This is a genomic window from Duganella sp. Dugasp56, assembly GCF_047304105.1.
Taxonomy (GTDB): domain Bacteria; phylum Pseudomonadota; class Gammaproteobacteria; order Burkholderiales; family Burkholderiaceae_D; genus Rugamonas; species Rugamonas hordei.
Map to the genome: position 1 here is coordinate 28387 of NZ_JBGLYQ010000027.1, position 20574 is coordinate 48960.

The 20574-nt window shown below is 67.4% G+C and carries 14 protein-coding genes; 8 read left to right on the plus strand and 6 right to left on the minus strand.

The features are described from left to right. The first annotated feature begins 16 nt into the window (after positions 1 to 16). The 3 genes from ACCD07_RS19310 to ACCD07_RS19320 are packed head-to-tail and all read left to right on the plus strand — an operon-like array spanning position 17 to position 4676. A complete protein-coding gene (locus tag ACCD07_RS19310; protein WP_413448271.1) occupies positions 17 to 1597 on the plus strand; it encodes an acyl-CoA ligase (AMP-forming), exosortase A system-associated in 1581 nt (526 codons plus the stop codon). Next, positions 1597 to 2838, plus strand: coding sequence for a pyridoxal-dependent decarboxylase, exosortase A system-associated (locus ACCD07_RS19315; protein WP_413448306.1), 1242 nt, complete (start codon positions 1597 to 1599; stop codon positions 2836 to 2838). Before ACCD07_RS19310 ends, ACCD07_RS19315 begins: the two co-directional genes overlap by 1 nt. Next, the gene (locus tag ACCD07_RS19320) at positions 2835 to 4676 is read left to right on the plus strand and encodes an asparagine synthetase B family protein (protein ID WP_413448272.1); all 1842 of its coding nucleotides are present in this window, start codon (positions 2835 to 2837) and stop codon (positions 4674 to 4676) included. Before ACCD07_RS19315 ends, ACCD07_RS19320 begins: the two co-directional genes overlap by 4 nt. Here the strand turns inward: ACCD07_RS19320 and ACCD07_RS19325 are convergent. Together ACCD07_RS19325 and ACCD07_RS19330 are read right to left on the minus strand one after the other, a co-directional pair. Next, entirely contained in the window at positions 4647 to 5537 is an 891-nt protein-coding gene (locus tag ACCD07_RS19325) for a polysaccharide deacetylase family protein (RefSeq protein ID WP_413448273.1), read from the minus strand. The two genes, ACCD07_RS19320 and ACCD07_RS19325, sit on opposite strands and share 30 nt — an antisense overlap. After that, entirely contained in the window at positions 5534 to 6829 is a 1296-nt protein-coding gene (locus ACCD07_RS19330; RefSeq protein WP_413448274.1) for a putative O-glycosylation ligase, exosortase A system-associated, read from the minus strand. Before ACCD07_RS19330 ends, ACCD07_RS19325 begins: the two co-directional genes overlap by 4 nt. Positions 6830 to 6929: 100 nt before the next feature. On the opposite strand from ACCD07_RS19330, the gene ACCD07_RS19335 reads away from it, so the two are divergent. From ACCD07_RS19335 to ACCD07_RS19355, 5 genes are read left to right on the plus strand one after another with little or no spacing between them, the layout of a single operon-like run. Beyond that, positions 6930 to 9017 (plus strand): glycosyltransferase, encoded by a 2088-nt coding sequence (locus tag ACCD07_RS19335; protein ID WP_413448275.1) that lies wholly within the window; start codon positions 6930 to 6932, stop codon positions 9015 to 9017. Then, positions 9017 to 10468 carry a lipopolysaccharide biosynthesis protein gene (locus ACCD07_RS19340; protein WP_413448276.1) on the plus strand — a complete coding sequence of 484 codons (1452 nt, stop codon included), beginning with the start codon at positions 9017 to 9019 and terminating at the stop codon, positions 10466 to 10468. Before ACCD07_RS19335 ends, ACCD07_RS19340 begins: the two co-directional genes overlap by 1 nt. 10 nt (positions 10469 to 10478) lie before the next feature. After that, complete coding sequence (locus ACCD07_RS19345) at positions 10479 to 11537, plus strand: glycosyltransferase (protein ID WP_413448277.1); 1059 nt, start codon at positions 10479 to 10481, stop codon at positions 11535 to 11537. Then, positions 11527 to 13020: an MBOAT family O-acyltransferase gene (locus tag ACCD07_RS19350; protein ID WP_413448278.1), complete on the plus strand. Its 1494-nt coding sequence runs from the start codon at positions 11527 to 11529 to the stop codon at positions 13018 to 13020. Before ACCD07_RS19345 ends, ACCD07_RS19350 begins: the two co-directional genes overlap by 11 nt. A gap of 2 nt (positions 13021 to 13022) precedes the next feature. Then, the gene (locus ACCD07_RS19355) at positions 13023 to 14210 is read left to right on the plus strand and encodes a hypothetical protein (RefSeq protein ID WP_413448279.1); all 1188 of its coding nucleotides are present in this window, start codon (positions 13023 to 13025) and stop codon (positions 14208 to 14210) included. On the opposite strand, the gene ACCD07_RS19360 is transcribed toward ACCD07_RS19355, so the two are convergent. The 4 genes from ACCD07_RS19360 to ACCD07_RS19375 are packed head-to-tail and all read right to left on the minus strand — an operon-like array spanning position 14207 to position 20567. Further along, entirely contained in the window at positions 14207 to 14953 is a 747-nt protein-coding gene (locus tag ACCD07_RS19360; RefSeq protein WP_176650843.1) for a class I SAM-dependent methyltransferase, read from the minus strand. The two genes, ACCD07_RS19355 and ACCD07_RS19360, sit on opposite strands and share 4 nt — an antisense overlap. 12 nt (positions 14954 to 14965) lie before the next feature. After that, complete coding sequence (locus tag ACCD07_RS19365) at positions 14966 to 17431, minus strand: glycosyltransferase (RefSeq protein ID WP_413448280.1); 2466 nt, start codon at positions 17429 to 17431, stop codon at positions 14966 to 14968. Further along, positions 17428 to 18645, minus strand: coding sequence for a TIGR04063 family PEP-CTERM/XrtA system glycosyltransferase (locus tag ACCD07_RS19370; RefSeq protein ID WP_413448281.1), 1218 nt, complete (start codon positions 18643 to 18645; stop codon positions 17428 to 17430). Before ACCD07_RS19370 ends, ACCD07_RS19365 begins: the two co-directional genes overlap by 4 nt. Next, positions 18642 to 20567 carry an XrtA/PEP-CTERM system amidotransferase gene (locus ACCD07_RS19375; RefSeq protein ID WP_413448282.1) on the minus strand — a complete coding sequence of 642 codons (1926 nt, stop codon included), beginning with the start codon at positions 20565 to 20567 and terminating at the stop codon, positions 18642 to 18644. Before ACCD07_RS19375 ends, ACCD07_RS19370 begins: the two co-directional genes overlap by 4 nt. Positions 20568 to 20574: the final 7 nt, after the last annotated feature.

Consider the following 20574-nt stretch of genomic DNA (forward strand, 5'->3'; position numbering starts at 1 on the left):
TTCCAAGGGATCCTCCATGACGCAGTTAATTCACCAATTTATTTTCCAGTCGGCGCAACGCGTGCCGGAGCGGCAAGCCCTGAGCTACCAGGGCGTCGGCCTGAACTACAACGCGCTGGCGCACATGATCGAAACGGCGGCGTGGGCCTGGCTCAACAACGGCCTGGGCCGCGGCGAGCGGCTGGCGGTGTTCACCGAGAAGCGCGAGGAGGCGGTGGCGGCCATGTTCGGCGCGGCCGCCGCGGGCGCGGTGTTCGTGCCGGTCAATCCGGTGCTGAAGCCGGCGCAGGTCGCCCACATCCTGGCCGATTGCGGCGTGCGCATCCTGGTCACCACGCGCGAGCGGCTGAACCTGCTGGCCGCCGACCTGGCGGGCTGCCCGGCGCTGCGCAAGGTGATCGTCATCGGATCGATGGAGACGCTGCCCGCGCTGGACGGCGTGCAGATGTTGTCCTGGCGCGAGTGCATGCGCTCGGCGCAGGCAGCGCCGCCGCATCCCTGCATCGACAGCGACGTGGCCGCCATCCTGTACACCTCCGGCAGCACCGGCAAGCCGAAGGGCGTGGTGCTGTCGCACCGCAACCTGGTGGCGGGAGCCCTGAGCGTTTCCAGCTATCTGGGCAACAATCCGGAAGACCGCATCCTGTGCGTGCTGCCGCTGAGTTTTGACTACGGCCTGAGCCAGCTGACCACCGCGTTTGCCGTCGGCGCCTGCGCCGTGCTGCTGAACCACCTGCTGCTGCGCGACGTGCTGGATGCGGTGCATCACGAGCGCATCACCGGGCTGGCGGCGGTGCCGCCGCTGTGGATGCAGCTGGCGGAACTGAACTGGCGCCACGCCCAGCGCCTGCGCTACATCACCAATTCCGGCGGCGCCATGCAGCGCCACACGCTGGCGGCGCTGCGCAAGGCGCTGCCGCACACGCAGGTCTACCTGATGTACGGCCTGACCGAGGCGTTTCGTTCGACCTATCTGGCGCCGGAGCAGCTGGACCTGCGTCCCGATTCGATCGGCAAGGCCATCCCCAACGCGGAAATACTGGTGCTGCGCCCGGACGGCACGCCCTGCGCGCCCAACGAGCCGGGCGAGCTGGTGCACCGCGGCGCGCTGGTGGCGATGGGCTACTGGAACGACGTCCAGCGCACCGCCGAACGCTTCCGGCCGCTGCCGGACCGCCTGGGCGGACTGCCGGTCGCCGAGCTGGCCGTGTGGTCCGGCGACACGGTGCGCAGCGACGAGGAAGGCTATCTGTATTTCATCGGCCGCACCGACGAGATGATCAAGACTTCCGGCTACCGCGTCAGCCCGACCGAGGTGGAGGAGGTGGTGTATGCCACCGGCCTGGTGGCGGAGGCTGCCGCGATCGGCGTGGCGCATGCGACACTGGGACAATCGATCACGCTGATCGTCGCCCCGCCGCCCGATGGCGTGATCGATGGCGAGGCGCTGATGGCCGCTTGCCGCCTGGGTTTGCCGGCCTACATGATGCCGACGGCGATCGAAGTCCGCGACTTGCCGCTGCCGCGCAATCCGAACGGCAAGATAGACCGCAAGCTGCTGGCCGATCAGATGGCTGAAGCACGGTGCGCGTCGTGATGGCGGCCGTCGCCGAATTGCCGCGCCACGCGGCGCAAACCCAGTTCCCGCTGCTGGACGACTGCCTGCAGATCGGCGGCGTCCAGCTGACGCGGCTGACGGAGCGGGTCGGATGCACGCCGTTTTACGCCTACGAACGCAGCCACATCGTGTCGCGCGTGGAACTGCTGCGGCGCACGCTGCCGCCGGACGTGCATCTGCATTACGCGGTGAAAGCCAATCCGATGCCGGCGCTGGTGCAGATGATGGCGGCGCTGGTCGACGGCTTCGACGTGGCCTCCAGCGGCGAGATGAAGGTGGCGCTGGATGCCGGCATGGCGCCCGAGCGCATCAGCTTTGCCGGGCCGGGCAAGCGCGACGCCGAGCTGCGCTGCGCGGTGGCGGCCGGCGTGTTGCTGCACCTGGAATCCGAGATGGAAATGGAGCGGGCCGCGCGCATCGGCACCGAACTCGGCATGACGCCGCGCGTGGCGGTGCGCGTCAACCCGGACTTCGAGCTGAAACATGCGGGCATGAAAATGGGCGGCGGCGCCCGCCAGTTCGGCGTCGACGCCGCGCGCATGCCGGCGATGCTGCGGCGGCTGGAGCAGCTTGGGCTGGATTTTCACGGCTTCCATCTGTTTTGCGGCGCGCAGAACCTGTCGGCGGCGGCGATCTGCGAGGCGCAGCGCTTGTCCGTGCAGCTGGCCATCCGCCTGGCCGAACACGCGCATGCGCCGATGCGGATGCTGAATATAGGCGGTGGTTTCGGCGTGCCGTATTTCCCCGGCGAACGGGCGTTGGACTTGGCGGCGGTGGCCGACGGCCTCGACAGCGCGCTGCAGCTGCTGCGCCAGGCGTCGCCTCAAACCCAGCCGATACTGGAGCTGGGGCGCTATCTCGTGGCCGAGAGCGGCATTTATGTGTGCCGGGTGCTGGAACGCAAGCGCTCGCACGGCCAGACGTTCCTGATCACCGACGGCGGCCTGCATCACCATCTGGCCGCGTCCGGTAATTTTGGCCAGGTGATCCGCAAGAACTATCCGGTGGCGATCGGCAACCGTATGCAGGGCGGCCCGCGCGAGACGGTCAGCATCGTCGGCCCGCTGTGCACGCCGCTGGACCTGCTGGCCGACCGCATGGAGCTGCCGAGTGCCGACGTCGGCGACCTGATCGTCATCTTCCAGTCCGGCGCTTACGGTTTGACGGCCAGCCCGACCGCGTTCCTCGGCCATCCGGCGCCGCTGGAGGTGCTGGTATGAGCGGCTTGTGCGGATATATATCGATATCGGATGGCGCCGAGCCGGCCCGGCAGCTGCTGGTGGGCATGGCGGAGCCATTGTCGCGCTTTGATTCCAGTCCGCTGCGCATCGAGGCGGCCGAACGCTGCGGCGTTGCGGTCGCGGCCGCGGCCGACAGCGCCAGCCTGCACCGCGAGGGCAGCCTGCTGGTGGCGATCTGGGGCCGGCCCACGCTGAACGGCAACGCCGACAATCTGGCCGAGCGCTTCGGCGTGCTGTGGCGCCGGCAGGGCGCGCAGGCATGCGCCGCGCTGTCCGGCGCGTTCGCGGTGTGCCTGATGGACGAGCAATCCGGGCAGGTATTGCTGGCCATCGACCGCAGCGGCGTGCACACCATGCATTACCAGCAGGTGGCGCAGGGTCTGCTGTTTGCCTCGTCGGCCGCGGCATTGCAGGCGCATCCGCTGGCGGTGAGCGCGCTGGATCCGCAGGCCATCTACAACTACCTGTACTTCCACACGATCCCGGCGCCGCGCAGCATCTATCGCGGCCAGCGGCGGCTGCTGCCGGGCGAATACCTGGACTACCGGCAAGGCAAGCTGCACTGCGGCGAATACTGGAAGATCGCGTACCACGAAGACAGTCAATTGTCATTTGCCGAACTGCGGCAGCAATTCCTGTCCACGCTGGAAAGTTCGGTGCGGCAGGCGGTCGGCACCGCCAGCACCGGCGCCTTCCTCAGCGGCGGCACCGACAGCTCGACGCTGGCGGGCATGCTGGCCAGCATCAGCGGCAGCGCGCCGCGCACCTACTCGATAGGCTTCGACGTCGCCGGCTATGACGAGATGGAATACGCCCGCATCGCCGCGCGCCACTTCGGCGCCGATCACCACGAGCTTTACGTGACGGCGAGCGACGTGACGGCCGCCATTCCGCGCATCGCGGCGGCGTCGGACCAGCCGTTCGGCAATTCCTCCGCCGTGCCCGCGTACTATTGCGCCAACATGGCGCGCATCGATGGCGTCAGCAGGCTGCTGGGCGGCGACGGCGGCGACGAGCTGTTCGGCGGCAACGAGCGCTACGCCCACCAGGCCGTGCTGTCGCGCTATGAACGGGTGCCGTCGGCGCTGCGGCAAGTCGCGCTGGAGCCCTTGCTGTTCGGACTGGGCGGCAAGGTCAACCTGGGCTTGCTGCGCAAGGCCCGCAGCTACGTCGAGCAGGCCGTGGTGCCGATGCCGGCGCGGCTGGAGACCTACAATCTGTTGCGGCGCTACGGCGCCGGCGACGTCCTCGATCCCGGCTTCCTGGCTTCGGTGGACCAGGACGGACCGATCGGCCAGTTGAACGACTGCTACTGGAAAGGCCGGGGACTGAGCCAGATCAACCGCATGCAGACGCTGGACCTGCGCTACACGCTGGCCGACAACGACCTGCGCAAGGTCAGCCTGGCGTGCGAGCTGGGCGGTGTCGATGTGGCGTTTCCATTCCTTAGCGACGACATGCTGGCGTTTTCGTCGCGCCTGTCGCCGCGCGACAAGCTGAACGGCACGCGGTTGCGGTATTTCTTCAAGCGCGCGCTGCGCGGCTATCTGCCGCCGGCCATCCTGCGCAAGAAGAAACACGGCTTCGGCCTGCCGTTCGGCCACTGGCTGCAGCAGGATGCCGGCCTGCGCGGCCTGGTGTTCGACAGCCTCAACGATTTGAAGCGGCGCCGCATCGTCCGCGCGGACTTCATCGACCGCCTGATGCGCACCCTGGTCAGCGAGCATCCCGCCTATCACGGCACCATGGTGTGGGTGCTGATGATGCTGGAGCAATGGCTGGCCCGCTCAGGCCCGCCGGTTCGCCCACAGCCGTAGCAGGAAGCGCGCGCGGTCCTGTTCCCACGGCGTGTAGCGCGGCAGTTGCAGCGGATCGCTGCCGGCATGGGCGGCGCCGGGCGCCGTGGTGACGGCGGCGGTGAAGCCCAGCTTGCCGATCATGGCGACGTGGCGCCGGTCGTAGTCGGCGTCGGGCTTGCCGTTCGGATAGGCGAACAGCGTGACGGGCGACTGGGTGATGGCCTCCAGCTTGTCTTTCCCTGCGGCGATATCGGCGGCGGCCTCGGTGTCCGGCAGGCGGCACAGGATGGGGTGGGAACTGGTGTGGGCGCCGATCTCCATACCGGCCGCCAGCAGCTGGCGGACCTGGTCGCTGCGCATCATCAACTGCCCGCCGCGCGGCGGCGCGATCCGCCTCGACAATGACAAGCGTTGCGCGTACGGCAGGTATTTCAGCGCCGCCAGCAGGCGCTCCATGGCCTGCTGCCTTTGCTGCATGGTGTGCACCGGCAGCAGGCCGCAGCCCAGGGCCGACATGTCCAGCATGCCCGGCGGCGCGTGGCGCACGCAGGCGATCACGTCGTCGTTCCACATCTGGCCGCCGTCGAGGTAGTCGCTGGCGATGAAGAAGGTGGCGCTCAGCTTGTGGCGCTGCAATACCGGCAGGGCGCATTCCGCGTTGTCGGCGTAACCGTCGTCGAAGGTGATGCAGGCCGCGCGCGGCGGCAGGTTCCCTTGCCGCAGCTGACGCACAGCCGCGCTCAGCGGCAGCACGTTGAAGCAGCGCCTGACCAGCGCCATGTGGCGGTCGAACAGCCGCACGTCGGGCAGCTCGGGCAGCAGGGGATCGGACTGCGCCAGCACACGGTGGTAGATCAGGATCGACAACCTCCGGTTCATGACGCCTCCGCCGTGGCGCTCCGCGCCGCCAGGGCCGGCACGCGCGCGGGCGCGGCGGTCGCTTGCTGCTGCGCCACCAGCAGCCGGGTGGCGACGATGGCGGCCATCAAATAGTAGGGCACATCGAAATACAGCAGGCTGAGGAAGGCGCCGCCGACGGCGAAGCCGATAAAGCTGGCCTGTATCATCGTCGCCAGCTGTTCGGCCCACTCCAGGTCGGGCTGTTGGCGGGCGTGGCGGATGATCCACGACGCCGAACGCCAGGTCGCGGCCAGCAGCAGCAGGTACAGCCCGAGTCCGACAAAGCCGTGCTCGCCCAGCGCCTGGAAATAGATGCTGTGGGCGGCGTGGATATCGGCCGGATTCGGCGCGTACAGGAAGAAGGTCAGGGGCTCGGCGATCTCGAAGCCGCCGCCGAAGAAGCGGTCCTTGGCCAGGTTCCACGCCATATGCCAGGCATTGATGCGGCCCAGCGCGGATTCGTCGGCCTGGTAGGTATTGATGCTGTCCATGCGCTCGCTCCAGCGATCCGGCATGAACAGGAAAGCAAGCGGCGTCAGCAGCGCGATCAGCAGTCCGCCCAGCATCTTGTGCCGGCCCTTCATCCACATGAACATCACCATGGCGCCGATGGCCAGCAGCGCGCCGCGCGAATACGAGCCCAGCGCGGCCAGCGCGCTGAGCAACATCATGGCGGTCATGCCGTGGCGCACCCAGCGCTGGGTGCTGCGCTGCTGCAGATAGCGCATCAGCGGTATGGTCATGATCAGCGCCAGGGCGATGGCGTTGTTGTCGGCGATGAAGGTGCTTTCCGGTCCCCACACGCGGTCGACGCCGCCGCTGCGGATGGTGAAGATGCCGCCCTTGACGCCGTAGTAGCCGAGCGACAGCGTCAGCACCCACATGAAGCGCTGGATGTCCTCGCGGCTGCGGATCACCATCATGGTCACCACGCTCATCAGCATGATCTTCATCACCTTGCCCCACTGCGGGTAGGCCGACACCGGGAACATGGCGAACAGCGTGGTCACATTCATCCACAAAATCAGCCCGATCAGGGCGAAGGTGATGCCCGACACCGGCAACGTCTTCGGCATGCGCGAGATGGCAAAACTGAACAGCGTGGCCACCGCGATGATGAAGGCGAACGGGAAGGTGGTGGCGAAACCCCAGCCTTGCGTGTGCGGATTCATCACGCTGATCCACACCCACATGAGGACGCCGTTGACGGGATTGCGCAAGATGAACGGGAGGCTGGAGAAAACAATCAGGGTAATCAGGATGTCGCGCATGGTTGAGGGCACTCGTTGATGTGGCTCAACGAACTATCTGAGCCTGTCATTACACTGGATTTTTGACCAGCTGCAATCATAGGACACAGGAGATGCGCCCTTGTTGACCGTTCTCATGGCCACCTGCAATGGCGCTTCGACATTGCCGAAAGTGTTGGATGCTTATTGTCGCCTGCAGGCACCCGCCGGCGGCTGGCGCGTGCTGGTGGTCGACAACGGCAGCAACGACGGCAGCGCCGCGCTGGTCAGCTCGTATGCGGAGTGCTTGCCGCTGCGCCTGCTGCACACGCCGATCGCCGGCAAGAATGCGGCACTGAACCTGGCGCTGGAATATCTGCTGCGCGAAGCCGGGCCGGCGGCCGACGAGCTGTTCGTGTTCAGCGACGACGACGCGACGCCGGCGTCCGATTGGCTGGTGCAGTGGCAGGATTGCGCCGACGCCCATCCGGAGTACGCGGTGTTCGGCGGCGCCATCGAGCCGGACTGGGCGGAACCGCCGCCGGAGTGGCTGCCGCGCCTGGTGCCGACCGGCCTGACCTATGGCTTGACATCGGCCGCGTTGCCCGACGGTCCGGTATTCCCCGGCCTCGTGTGGGGCGCCAATATGGCGATCCGGCGCTCGGTGTTCGAAGCCGGCTACCGCTACGACACGTCGATCGGCCCCAACGGCGGCGCCTATGCGATGGGCAGCGAAACCGAGCTGACCCGCAGGCTGGGCCAGGCCGGCTACCGTTCGTGGTTTTGCAAGTCGGCCCGCGTTGCCCATCATATCCGCGCGCATCAGCTGAGCATCGAGTATGTGCTGGAAAAGGCGTGGCGTTTCGGCCGCGGCAAGTATCGCCAGGACAGTCCGGGCACCTTCCCCGAATGGCTGGGCGTGCCGCGCTGGATGCAGCTGCGTTACCTGAAGGAGTGCGCCGGATACCTGCGCGCCCGTGTGCTGGGCGATGCCGACCGGCTGTTCCAGCATCGCTGGGAGCTGGCCTATCTGCGCGGCTACTTTTTCGAATCGCGGCTGGGCCGGCGCCGGCCCGGCAAGCACGTCCTGATGACCAGCTATTCCGGCGAGTTGGGCGGCATGGAGCTGCGCATGGCGCAGGAAGTGCGCTATCTGCGATCGGCCGGCGTGAGCGGCAGCCTGGCGCTGCGGCGTTTTGTCGGCTTCGACGCCTGGACCGCGCAACTGGCCGGCGAGCAGATCCCGCTGGCGGAATTCGATCCGCCCGCGTTCTTCGAGCAGTGGCAATGGCGTCGCTGGAACCTGCTGCGCTCCCGGCTGTGGGCGGCGCACCGGCTGAAGGCGTTCCGGGCGGACCTGGTGCACGTGGCCCTGTGCTGGACCAATTACGGCGCGTCGGTGCTGTGGCTGGCCCGGCATTGCCGGCTGCCGGCGGTGCTCAGCGTGCACAACGCCTTCCCGCCGGCCGACATCAGCGCCTGGCACCAGCCGCTGCTGCGCCAGGCCTTTGCCGCCGTGCGCGGCGTGTACGCGGTGTCGCCGTCTGCGCTGGCGCATTTCATGGCGATCTATCGGCCCTACCTGCCGGAATCCGCGCGGCTGGCGGTGATACCGAACTCGGTCGACACAGAACGGTTCCAGCCGTCGGCCGGGCTGCGCGACGCGGCCAGGCAGCGCCTGGGCCTGCCGCCGGACGCGCTGGTGATCGGCGCGGTCGGGCGCCTGTCGGTTCAAAAACGGCCGGCGCTGCTGCTGGAACTGTTCATCCTGCTGCGGCGCCAATATGCGCATCTATATCTGCTGATGGCCGGCAGCGGGCCGCTGGAAACGATGTTACGCGAACAGGCCAGGCTGGCGGGCGTGGCGCCTTACGTGGTGTTCACCGGCTTTGTGCCGGCGGTTGAAACCTTGCTGCCGGCGCTGGACCTGCATGTCCTGATGAGCCGCAACGAGGGTTTCGGCATCGCCACCATCGAGGCCATGGCCTGCGGCGTGCCGGTGGTCGCCACGGACGTGCCCGGCAGCGCAGACATCCTGCGCGACAGCGGCGGCGGCCTGCTGGTGCCGGCGGACGACGTGCCGGTGGCGGCGGCCATCATCGCCCGGCTGCTGGCCGACCCGGAGCGCCGCGCGAGGCTGGGGCGGCAGGGCAGGTCCGAGGCGGTGGAGCGCTACAGCACCGCCGTGGTCGGCAAGCTGGTGCACGCGTTTTACGATGGTCTGATCTGATGCGCGCCCGTCTATCCTTCGCCGTCTCGTTTGCAGAGAAATACACGCTGCTGCTGCTCAATACGGTCGGCACGATGATACTGGCGCGACTGCTGACGCCGGCCGAGATCGGCGTCTATTCGGTCGGCGCCGTGCTGGCGGGCCTGGCGCAGGCGGTGCGTGATTTCGGCGTCGGCCCCTACGTGATCCAGGAGAAGAACCTGACCGAGGACAAGCTGCGCGCCGCGCTCGGCACCAGCATCTTCGTCGCCTGGCTGCTGGCCGCTGTGATCCTCGGCGGCAGCGGCGTGGCGGCGCGGTTCTACCACGACCCGCGCCTGAGCACGGTGTTGCAACTGCTGTCGATCAACTTCCTGCTGATACCGTTCAGTTCCGTGGCCTTGCCTTATCTGCGGCGGCAGATGCGCTTCTCGTCGATTTTCACGATCAACACTTGCAGCACTTTGGCCCAGCTGGCGTGCTCGGTGGGCATGGCGCTGGCAGGCTACAGCTATCTGAGCCTGGTGTGGGGCGCGGTGGCGGGAACCGCGGCATCGCTGCTGGCCAGCATCTGCTGTCGGCCGCAGGGCTTGCCCTGGCTGCCGGCGCGGCGCGGCATGGGGCGCATCCTGTCGTTCGGCTCGATCACCACCGCCGGCAGCGTTGCCGACGAACTGGGCGTGGCTGCGCCGGACCTGATCGTCGGCAAGATGATCGGCGTGGCGGAAGTCGGCATTTTCGGCAAGGCGCAGGGTGTGATCAATGTCTTCAACCAGTTGGTGACCAGCGCGATCTCGCCGGTGATCTTCCCGCTGTTTTCAGCGCAGGCGCGCTCCGGCCAGGACTTGCGGCAAGCCTACCTGACCACCATCAGCTACGTGACGGCGCTGGCCTGGCCGTTTTTCGGCTTCGTCGCGATCATGGCGCCGGCCGTGGTGCGTGTGCTGTACGGCGACCAATGGGATGCCTGCGTGCCCTTGATACGCATCATCTGCGTCTCGAGCGCCTTGTATAGCATGTTCAGCATGTCGCGCTACCTGTTCGTGGCGATGGGCGAGGTCGGCGCGCAAGCCAGGCTGGACGCCTTGTCGGTGCCGGTGCGCGTCGTGGCTGTGCTGCTGGCGGCGCCTTTTGGTTTGAAATGGGTGGCGTTCGCGGTGGTGGTCGGTGCCGTCTTCCGCAGCGGCTGGACCTGGCTGACGCTGCATCGGCTGACCGGTCTGCAGTTGCCGGCATTGCTGGGCGCGGTGCGCCGCAGCGCGCTGGTCGCCGCCGTCAGCCTGGCGGGGCCGCTGGGCTTGATGGCCTGGCAGCCGTTTTCATTGACGCATCCGTTGCCGCAACTACTGGCCGCGGCGCTGTGCGCCTTGCTGCCGTGGCTGGCGGCGATCCTGTTCTTCCAACACGAGCTGGCCGCCGAATGCACATTGGCCGGGCGCAAGGCGCTGGCCTTGCTCGGCAAACTACCGTAAAGGATCATTTATGCGCGTGGGCATCCTCTCCTATCCGATGCTGTTCCAGCGCGAGGGCGGCTTGCAGATACAGGTAAGTTCGACCATCGCGGCGTTGCAGCGGCTGTCCGTGCCCGGCTTGCGGGTGGAACTGGTCGATCCGAACCGGCAGCGGCTGGATCAGTTCGATCTGATCCATGTGTTCTCCGCCATCAACGGCAACCACCGGCTGGTGGAGCTGGCGGCGGAGCTGGGCGTGCCGCTGGTCCTGTCGGCCGTGCTGTCTCCCGGCTGGAGCCGGCTGGACGGCATGCGTGCGCGCCTGGCCGATCGCCTGGCCGGCAGGATCACCGGCTGGAACGTGCAAACCAGCTACGCGCAGATCAAGCGCGCGCTGCAGCTGTCGCAGCTGGTGATCGCGCTGGGCGCGGCCGAGCGGGACGCCATCGTCCGCGCATTCCATACACCGAGGGAAAAGGTACGCGTGCTGCCAAATGGCATCAGCCCGCATTTCTTCGACGCCCAGCCGGACAAGTTTCGCCAGCATACCGGCCTGAGCGGCCCCTTCGTGCTGATGGTCGGGGCGATTTCCCCGTACAAGAATCAGCTGGGACTGCTGCAGGCCCTGGCCGGCACCGGCTTGCCGGTGGTGCTGATAGGGCGAGCCCAGCGCCAGCACCAGGGCTATCTGCAGCAGCTGCTGGCGATGCCGCGCGTGCGCTGGCTGGGACAGCTGGAACATGCCGATCCGCTGCTGGCCAGCGCCTATGCCGCCGCCTCGGTACTGGCGCTGCCCAGCCAGGGCGAGGTGTTTCCGCTGTCGGTGCTGGAGGCGCTGGCGGCCGGCACGCCGGTCGTCATGACCGACGAAAGCGCGCTCAGCCTGCCCGACAGCGCTTTTGCACTGAAGCAGCTGCGCTGGAAGGACAGCGCCGGCATGCGGCTGGCGCTGACGCAGCTGGCCGAGCGTCCGCCCGAGCGCGCAGCCGTGCGGGCGCTGGTCGAGCGCTACAGCTGGCAACGGGTGGCCGAGCAGATCGTCGCCTGCTACACCGAGGTGCAACAGCAGGAGGCTTGCCGTGTTGTTTAATTCCTTCAGCTTCCTGTTCCTGTACCTGCCGCTGGTGCTGGCCGGGTATGCGGTGTTGGCGCGCTGGCGGCCGCGCTGGGCGACCGGCTGGCTGGCGCTGGCCTCGCTGTTCTTCTACGGCTATTGGGACGTGCGCTATCTGCCCTTGCTGATGGCGTCCATCGTCTTCAATTACCTGGCGGCGCGGCGCATCGTCGCGGCGGTGCCCACCAACCGCAAGCGCTGGCTGGTGCTTGCTCTGACGGCCAACCTGCTGCTGCTGGGCTACTACAAGTACGCCAATTTCTTCCTCGACAGCGTCAACGCGCTGGCGCATACGCATCTGCATGGCTGGGCGGTGGTGCTGCCGATCGGCATATCCTTCTTCACCTTCACGCAGATCGCATTCCTGGTCGATTGCTATCGTGGCCTGGCCGGCGAATACAGGTTTTGGCATTACACCTTGTTCGTCAGCTATTTCCCGCACCTGATCGCGGGGCCGGTGCTGCACCACAAGGAGATGATGCCGCAATTCGAGCAGCGTCCCGGCCTGCATGCGGCAGACTTTGCCGTCGGCCTGTCGATTTTCGTCATGGGGCTGGCCAAGAAGGTGCTGTTGGCCGATCCGCTGTCGACGCTGGTCGCGCCGGTGTTCGCGGCGGGCGCGCATCCGCAGCTGGTGGAGGCGTGGATAGGCGCGCTGGCCTATGCGTTCCAGCTATATTTCGATTTTTCCGGCTATTCCGACATGGCGATCGGCCTGTCGCGGCTGTTCGGCGTGAAGCTGCCGCTGAACTTCAATTCGCCGTACCAGGCGGCCAACATCGCCGAGTTCTGGCGGCGCTGGCACATGACGCTGTCGCGTTTCCTGCGCGACTATTTATACGTGCCGCTGGGCGGCAACCGCCATGGCGCCGCGCGCCGCGTCCGCAACCTGATGCTGACCATGCTGCTGGGCGGCCTGTGGCACGGCGCCGGCTGGTCGTTCGTCGTGTGGGGCGGCTTGCACGGCCTGTATCTGGTCGCGCACCAGGGCTGGACCGCACTCGTCGGCCAGCGGGCGCCGCGCCTGTGGGGCAGGGCGCTGACCTTCCTGGCGGTGCTGGCCGCGTGGGTGGTGTTCCGCGCGCCCGACCTGGAAACGGCCGGCGGCGTCCTGAGCGGCATGGTGGGAGTCAACGGGCTGGCCTTACCGCATGGCCTGGCCGCCTACGCGGCGTATCTGCCGGCGCACGCCAGCTTCACCGGCATACGCTGGATCGATTTCAGCGGCGCCGGCATTCCGGTATTGCTGCTGGCGATGTTGCTGGCGTTCGTCGCGCCGAATACGCAAGAAATTTTCCGCCATTACGCGCCCTGCGTCGAACAGATCTTTCATCGCAAGGGCAGCCTGCTGTGGGCTTGGCGTCCGCGCATGGCGTGGAGTCTGGCGTTCTCGTTGCTGTTCCTGGGCTGCGTGTTCAGCATGAACCGGGTCAGCGAATTCCTATACTTTCAATTCTGATCATGAGCACACACTCGAACGCGGAATGGCGTAGTTACGTGACGATCCTGGTCGCCTGCAGCGCGGCGGTGATCGGCACGGTGGCGGCGCTCAACTATCAACTGGATCCCTATCTGATCCATCAATGGAACACGCCGGAGCTGCAGCGCATGCAGCCGGGCCGGGAGCGGCTCAGCGCCTGGGGCAAGACTTATGCGCTGGCGCGATTCAAGCCCGCGATCGTCTATGTCGGCAATTCTCGCACTGAGCTGGGCCTGCCGACCGGGATCGCCGCGTTTGCCGGACAGGAGGTGTTCAACGGCGCCCTGTCCGGCGCCTCCCTCAGCGACGCCATGGCGATGGTGCGCCATGCGGCGACCGTGGGCAACCTGAAAGCCGTGGCGTGGGGCATCGACGCACCGTCCTTCTCGATGGAGATCGGCAATACCGACTTCGACCGCGAGCTGGTGGCCAAGGGGCCGCTGTATCTGTGGCGGCGCGCCTTGCTCAACCTTAAACGGGCGATCACGCTGGACATGACGGCCGATTCGATCCGTCTGCTGAAGGGCACGTTCAGCGGCAATTGCCGCTCCAGTCTGGCCCTGCAAGGCCAGCGCGACGACGTCTGCATGCGCGAACGTATCGATGGCTGGGGCGGGACCAAGACCGCCATCGTGCCACGCGTGCGGGAATACATCCGCGGCACCGGCCCGACGGCCGAGGCCATGCAGGCGCTTGACGACAGCGTGGCCGGGCTATGCCGTGGAGGGACCAGCGTGCGGCTGTACGTCAATCCCACCCATGCGATGACCAGCGACGCCTTGTATTGGGCCGGTAAGTGGCCGGAACTGGAAAATTGGCAGACGCAACTGGCCGATCTCGGCGCCCGGCACCGCGCGCGCGGCTGCGACGTAAGAATTTATGATTTTTCAGGGTTCAACAGCGTGACCACGGAGTCGATACCGCAGGTTAGCAGCAGGCCGGACATGGTGTATTACTGGGAACCATCGCACTACCGCAAGAATGTCGGGCAGATGATATTGAGCCGCATGTTCGGCGACGGCGCCGGCGTGCCGGAGGACTTTGGCGTGGAGCTGACGCCGGCCACCATCGCCGCCCACCTCGCGCGGGGACACACGGGACGCGACCGCTACCAGCTGCAACATCCGGAAGAAACCCGGATGGTGCGGGCGATCGTGGCCGAACATTAAGATTTGCGCAGCACCGCGCAGCCTTTCTCGCAGCTGCTGGCCGATTGCGCCAGCGCTGGGAATTCTTCTTGCCACCGCCGCAAAATCGACTGCTCATCGCGACGCGCCGAGTCGTCCAGGTAGACGGCGGCGCCGGCGTTCAGCTTCGGGAACAGCAAGGGGCCGGCCGGATAGCGCGCCAGCGTGCGCGTGGCCAACGGCGGGCCGTCGATGACCAGCAGGTCGATATTCAGCTGGGTAGGCAATCCGGACAGGTCATACCAGGGCCACGACTGCCCATCCAGATTGTAAGGCTGCAAGGGCGCGTCGACCACCTGCGCCCATTCCTGCAGGCCGAGCCGGCGCAACTGGGCGCGGGTTTGCGCGGCGAAATGAGCGTCGTGCTCCAGGCTGTAGACCTTGCCGGCGCCGTTCAGCTGCATGCACCGGGCCAGCACCAGCGTCGACGTGCCGCTGCTGCATTCAACCACGGTTGCGCCTGGCATGGTGCGCGCCTGGCGCGCCACTTCCAGCAGGAAGTCCGGCGACGCCGCCCAGCCGCGCGTCGGCGGCAGGCTTTTCTTCATGTCCAGCTCGATGTACAGGCCTTGCAGCGCCTCCAGTTGCCGGAACATGCCGACCTGGTCGTTGCGGCTTTGGTCGCGGAAATCGTGCAGCAGGATGTGCACGCGCCGCAGCTTGTGCAGCGTGTAGAGCGTGATCGCCAGCAACAGAGTCACGACGGCATAGGCAAGTATAGGCATGTTGGTATCTCTTTATTTGGCGGCGATTTTACTGACGACATAACGGTGTTTTCCGGACGCTTCCGCCGGAATCTCCGCTACTTCCTCGATCGATATGCTTACCGTCGCACCCAGGCGCGCGCGGAACTGGCTGACGATGCTCAGGTGCACGGCCTGCGGCAAGCCGTCCACGCTCACCAGCAGCACGCGGGTGAGTTCCAGGCTTTCCTGGATGATCTTGAAGGCGCGCACCTGCGGCAGGTCGCGCAGCACGTAGATCAGCGCCAGGCCGTGCATGACGGTGCCGTCGAGCGCGACGACGAAATCGGTGACCCGGCCCTCGACCCGTTTCAGCAAGGGCAGGCCGCGTCCGCATGGGCACTGGCGGGTGTCGAGCGAGCCCACGTCGCCGGTGGCGTAGCGGATGAACGGGAAATCCGCGCTGGCCAGATGGGTGACGACGATGGCGCCGCTGTCGCCCGGCGCCACCGGCGCGCCTTGCGCATTGACGATTTCAATGATCACGTCTTCGGCCGTGATGTGCAGCCCACCTTCCGGACACTCGTGGGCAAGAAAACCGGCGTCGCGGCCGCCGTAGCCGTTGGCGACCGGCGCGGCGAACGCATTCTCCAGCAGGCTGCGCTGCTCGTCGTACAGGCGCTCGGCGGTGACGAACACGACTTTGACGCCCAGTCCGTCCAACTTGACGCCGCGCGTCTGCGCGTGCCGCACCAGCACGCACATGGCAGACGGATAGCCGAACAGCATCGCCGGACGCTGGCGCCGCAACTTGTCCAGATAGTCGTCCAGCCGCGCGGCGGACAGGTCGAACGCCGGCAGCAGCAGGCTGCGCAGCAGGCGGTCGCGGCGGCTGCGCCAGCGGTCCTGCGCGTTGAGCTCGATCGGCGAGCCCCACATCAGGGCTTCGGGATCGCCGATGTCGACGCCCCACCAGCGCGTGGCGCGCCACTTGGCGGCGACGTCATGGCTGACGCGCTCCTTGCCTTGGTAGAAGATCAGTGGCTCGCCGCTGGAGCCGCCCGTGTTGAAGCGCTGCAGCGGACCGGCGTTGTCGGCGATGAAGTCGTCGCGGCCGCCGTTGATGTCGGCCTTGTTCAGGATGGGCAGGCGGCGCAGCGCGCTCAAGTCCCTGACCTGGCTGGCGTCGAAATCGATGCGCGCGTACAGCTGGCGGAAATACGGCACGTGCTCGGAGGCATGCAGCAGCAGGGCGCGCAGGCGCTGCAGCTGCAATTCCTGCAATTGCGCCTGCGGCCACCACTGGGTGTGCTCCATGCGCCGCCGCAGGGCGACGCTGCGGTGCCGCTTGAGCAGCTCATGCACGGGGAACAGCAGCGAGGACACCAGCGCCGTGTAGCCGAAGGCCGGCGGGCGCTTCAGCACGCGGCGGTATTGCGCCATCAGCAAAGGCGCGACATTGTTCCATGTATAGCGGCGGGCTTCGTCAAGGCCGGCGGACGCCAGCGCCTTGGCCAGCTCCCGGTCACGCAGCACGGCCAGCATCGCCTGCGCCATGGCGGCATGGTCGCCGGGCGGCACCAGCAGGCCGGTGACCTGGTCGCTGATCAGATGCGGAATGCCGCCGACATTGGTGCTGACCACCGGCACGCCGCTGGCCCAGGCTTCCAGCACGGAATTGGGCATGTTGTCGGCCAGGCTGGGATTGAGCATCAGGTCGCTGCGCCGGTAGATCCCGGCCATCGCGGCGTGGCCGGTCTTGCCGGCGAAGTGCACGGCGTCGTCCAGCCGCAGTTCCCGCGACAGCTGTTTCAAGCGTTCAAGCTCGGGGCCTTCGCCGCAAATGGTCAGCCGGGCTCGCGGCAGTTCGCGCCGCACCAGCGCGAAGGCGCGCAGCGCCGTGGCATGGTCGTACAGCGCTTCCAGATGACGTGCGATCAGGATTTCACCCCGTCCCGGCACATTCCGGGCCGGCCCAAAACGCTGCAGGTCGACGATGTTGGGCACGATTTGCGTGGCCATGTCGTGCCGCCCGAACACGCCGGACAGGAAGGCTGACGGCACGACGACCGCGTGCGCGCGGCGGATGCTGAAGCCGACCAGGCCGGCACTGCGGGCGAGGAAGGCCTCGGCCTCGCCGCCGCGATAGTTGACCACCACGCCTTTGCCACGCAGACGGCCGATCCAGATCGCCGGCGCCGCGTACAGATGCCACGACCAGCCGGAATTGGCCATCACGTGCAGCAGCTGCGCCTGTCCGGCGGCGCGCCACAGCCGCCACAGGTAGGGCGGCAGGCGCAGCGCGGCGCGCAGGCCGCGGATGCCGGCAACCCAGTGCGGCGCCCACGGCGGATTGACGCGCACCAGCTCGACCTCGGCGCCGGCCGCGCGCAGCAGGGCGTGCAGCTGGACCGTCTGGTTGGCCATGCCCCCGGCCGGCGGCGGCAGCGGGCCGATCAGCGCGATGCGCAGCCCGGCCATGGCGACGGTGCTGCTGTCATTGCAAGGCGGACGGCTCATGACGCTTGCGCCGTGAGGCGCTGGTAGATCGGGCCATAGCGGGCGACGCTGGCGGCCCAGTTGCGCTCGCTCTCGACGTAGGCGCGCGCTTGCCGGCGCAGCAAGGGCCAGGTATCGGCCTGGCGCACCAGCTGTATCACTTGTTCCGCCAACGCTTCGGCGTCGCCGGCCTTGAACAGGATGCCGGTCTTGCCGTGCTGGACCAGTTCCCGGTGGCCGCCGACATCGGAGGCCACGACCAGCAGCCCCTGCGCCATCGCCTCCAGCGGCTTGAGCGGTGTGACCAGTTCGGTGAGCCGCATCGGCAGGCGCGGATAGACCAGGATGTCGGTCAACCCATAATAATCGGCGACCTTGTCGTGCGCCACGCGGCCGCTGAAGATAACCTTGCCTTGCAGGCCCAGCTTGGCCACCAGCGCGCGCAGCGCCAGGTCCTGCGGGCCGCCGCCGACCAGCAGCAGTTGCAGTCCCGGCAACACGGCCAGCATGCGCGGCATGGCACCGATCAGCAACGCCAGGCCCTCGTAGGCATAGAACGAGCCGAGAAAACCCAGCACCGGACCGCCGCCCAGGCCCAGCGAACGGGCCAACACGCCGTCCGGCGGGCGCGCCTGCGGAAATAGCACGCTGTCGACAGAATTCGGAATAACGGTGACCTTGGCCGCCGCGATGCCGCGCGCGACGATGTCGGTGCGCAAGCCTTCGCAGATGGTGGTGACGGCGTCGGCGCGCCGCAGCACATGGCTTTCCAACGCGCGCGAGATGCGGTAGCGCAGGCCGCCGGCCCGGCTGGTGCCGTGGTCGACGGCGGCGTCTTCCCAGAATGCGCGGATTTCGTAGACTACCGGGATGCCCAGCTTGCGGCCGACCCGCAACGCGGCCAGGGCGTTCAGCGCCGGCGAGTGGGCGTGCAGGATATGCGGCTTGGTCGTCGCCGCAACTTGCAGCAGGCGCCGGTACAGTCCGATGACCACGCCCAGCTGACCCAGCACCGGCAGCGCCGTCCACCAGGCCCGCAGCGGCGGCGTGCGCAGGAAGTGCCAGCCATCGACTTCCTGCGCCGCCGCGTCGCCTTGCTTGGCGCTGGTCAGGTGAGTGGTGCGCCAGCCCAGCGCGCGCTGCTGGCGCAGGATCGCCAGCGTGCGGAAGGTATAACCGCTGTGCAGCGGCAGCGAATGGTCGAGGATGTGCAGTACGTGTAGTGGCTGTTTCATGCGGCCTGCCTGATCAGGTTGCGCGGCGCCGCCGCGGGCAATTGGCGCAGGAACGATTCGAACATCAACAACGACCACAGCGCAGCGCTGTGATCGCGCCGGCCGGACAGGTGCTGCGCCATCAGCTCGCGCACGTAGCCGAGGTTGAACATGCCGCAGTCGGCCAGCACCGGGCTGCCGAGGCTGCTCTCCAGATGCGCCCGCAGCGGACCGCGGAACCATTCGGCCAGCGGCACCGAGAAGCCCATCTTGTTGCGGTACAGCAGTTCGCGCGGCAGCAATTGCTCGAGGCCGCGCTTGAACAGGTATTTGCCGACGCCGCCGCGCAGCTTGAGCGTCGGCGGCAGGCTGGACATCCATTCGACCAGTTGATGATCGAGCAGCGGCACACGCACCTCCAGGCCGTGGGCCATGCTGGCGCGGTCGACCTTGGTCAGGATGTCGCCGGGCAGGTAGGTCTTCAGGTCCAGGTATTGCACGCGCGACAGCGGATGGTCGCTGGGGCAGTTGGCGGCGTGGCGGCGCAGCACCTCGACCGCCTGGTAGCCGCCCAGCTGCCGCTTCAGTTCCGGGCTGAACAGCGCGCCGCGCATGGTGTCGCTCATCAGCGAGATGCCGTGGAAATAGGCCGCCACCGAATCGCGCGCCAGCCCTTCGAAGGTCGTTTTGGCGCGCAGCGGACGCGGCGCCCAGTCGGCCTTGGGATAGAGCCGTCCCAGCGTGCCGAACAGCGGCTTGCGCACGCCCAGCGGCAGCATGCTGCGCAAGCGCTCTTCGTGCACGTGGTAGCGATAGCGGCGGTAGCCGGCCAGGTTCTCGTCGCCGCCGTCGCCGGACAAGGCCACCGTCACCCGCTGGCGCGCCAGTCCGCACACGCGGTAGGTCGGCAAGGCCGAGCTGTCGGCATACGGCTCGTCGTACAGGCCGGCCAGGCGGTCGACCAGGCTGATCTCGTGCTGCTCCACGCGCTGGCTGTGGTGGCGGGTGCGGTAGCGCTCGGCCACCATGTTGGCGTACGGCGTTTCATCGTATTGCGGGTCGCCGAACGAGATCGAGCAGGTGTTGACCGGCTCGGCCGACTCGCGCGCCATCATCGCCACGACGGCGCTGGAGTCGACGCCGCCGGACAGGAAGGCGCCCAGCGGCACCTCGGCCACCAGCCGGATGCGCACCGCTTCGCGCAGGCGCTCCAGCATCTCGTCGGCGGCTTGTTCCTCGCTGACCGGCTGCCGCACGGCGAAGGGAATGTCCCAGTAGCGGCGCGGTGCGGCCAGCGTGGCGCCCTTGCGCAGCAGCAGCGTGTGGCCGGGTTCCAGCTTGCGGATCTGGCGGAAAATGGTGCGCGGCTCGGGGATGTAGCCGTAGGCGAAATACTCTTCCACGGCCAGCGGGTCGAGCTCGCGGCGCAGCCCCGGATGCAGCAGCAGCGCCTTCATCTCGGAGGCGAACAGCAGTTGCCCGTCGTCCAGCAGCGCGTAGTGCAGCGGCTTGACGCCGAGCCGGTCGCGCGCGAGGAACAGCGCCTGCTGCCGGCGGTCCCACAGCGCGAAGGCAAACATGCCGCGGAAGTGCTCGACGCAGCGCTCGCCCCATTGTTCCCACGCGTGCACGATGACCTCTGTGTCGCTGTGGGTGCGGAAGATGTGGCCGAACTGCTGCAGCTCGCGCGCCAGCGCCTGGAAGTTGTAGATCTCGCCGTTGTAGACCACCACCACGCTGTGGTCTTCGTTGAACAGCGGCTGCTGGCCGCCGCCCAGGTCGATGATGGACAAGCGCCGGTGGCCCAGGCCGATGCCGGCTTCGAGGTGCGTGCCGCCCTGGTCGGGGCCGCGATGGGTCTGGCTGTCGGTCATCGCCAGCAGCAGGCTGGCGTCGATATCCGGGTGGCGGAGGAGGTCATAAATTCCGGCGATGGCGCACATGGCTGTC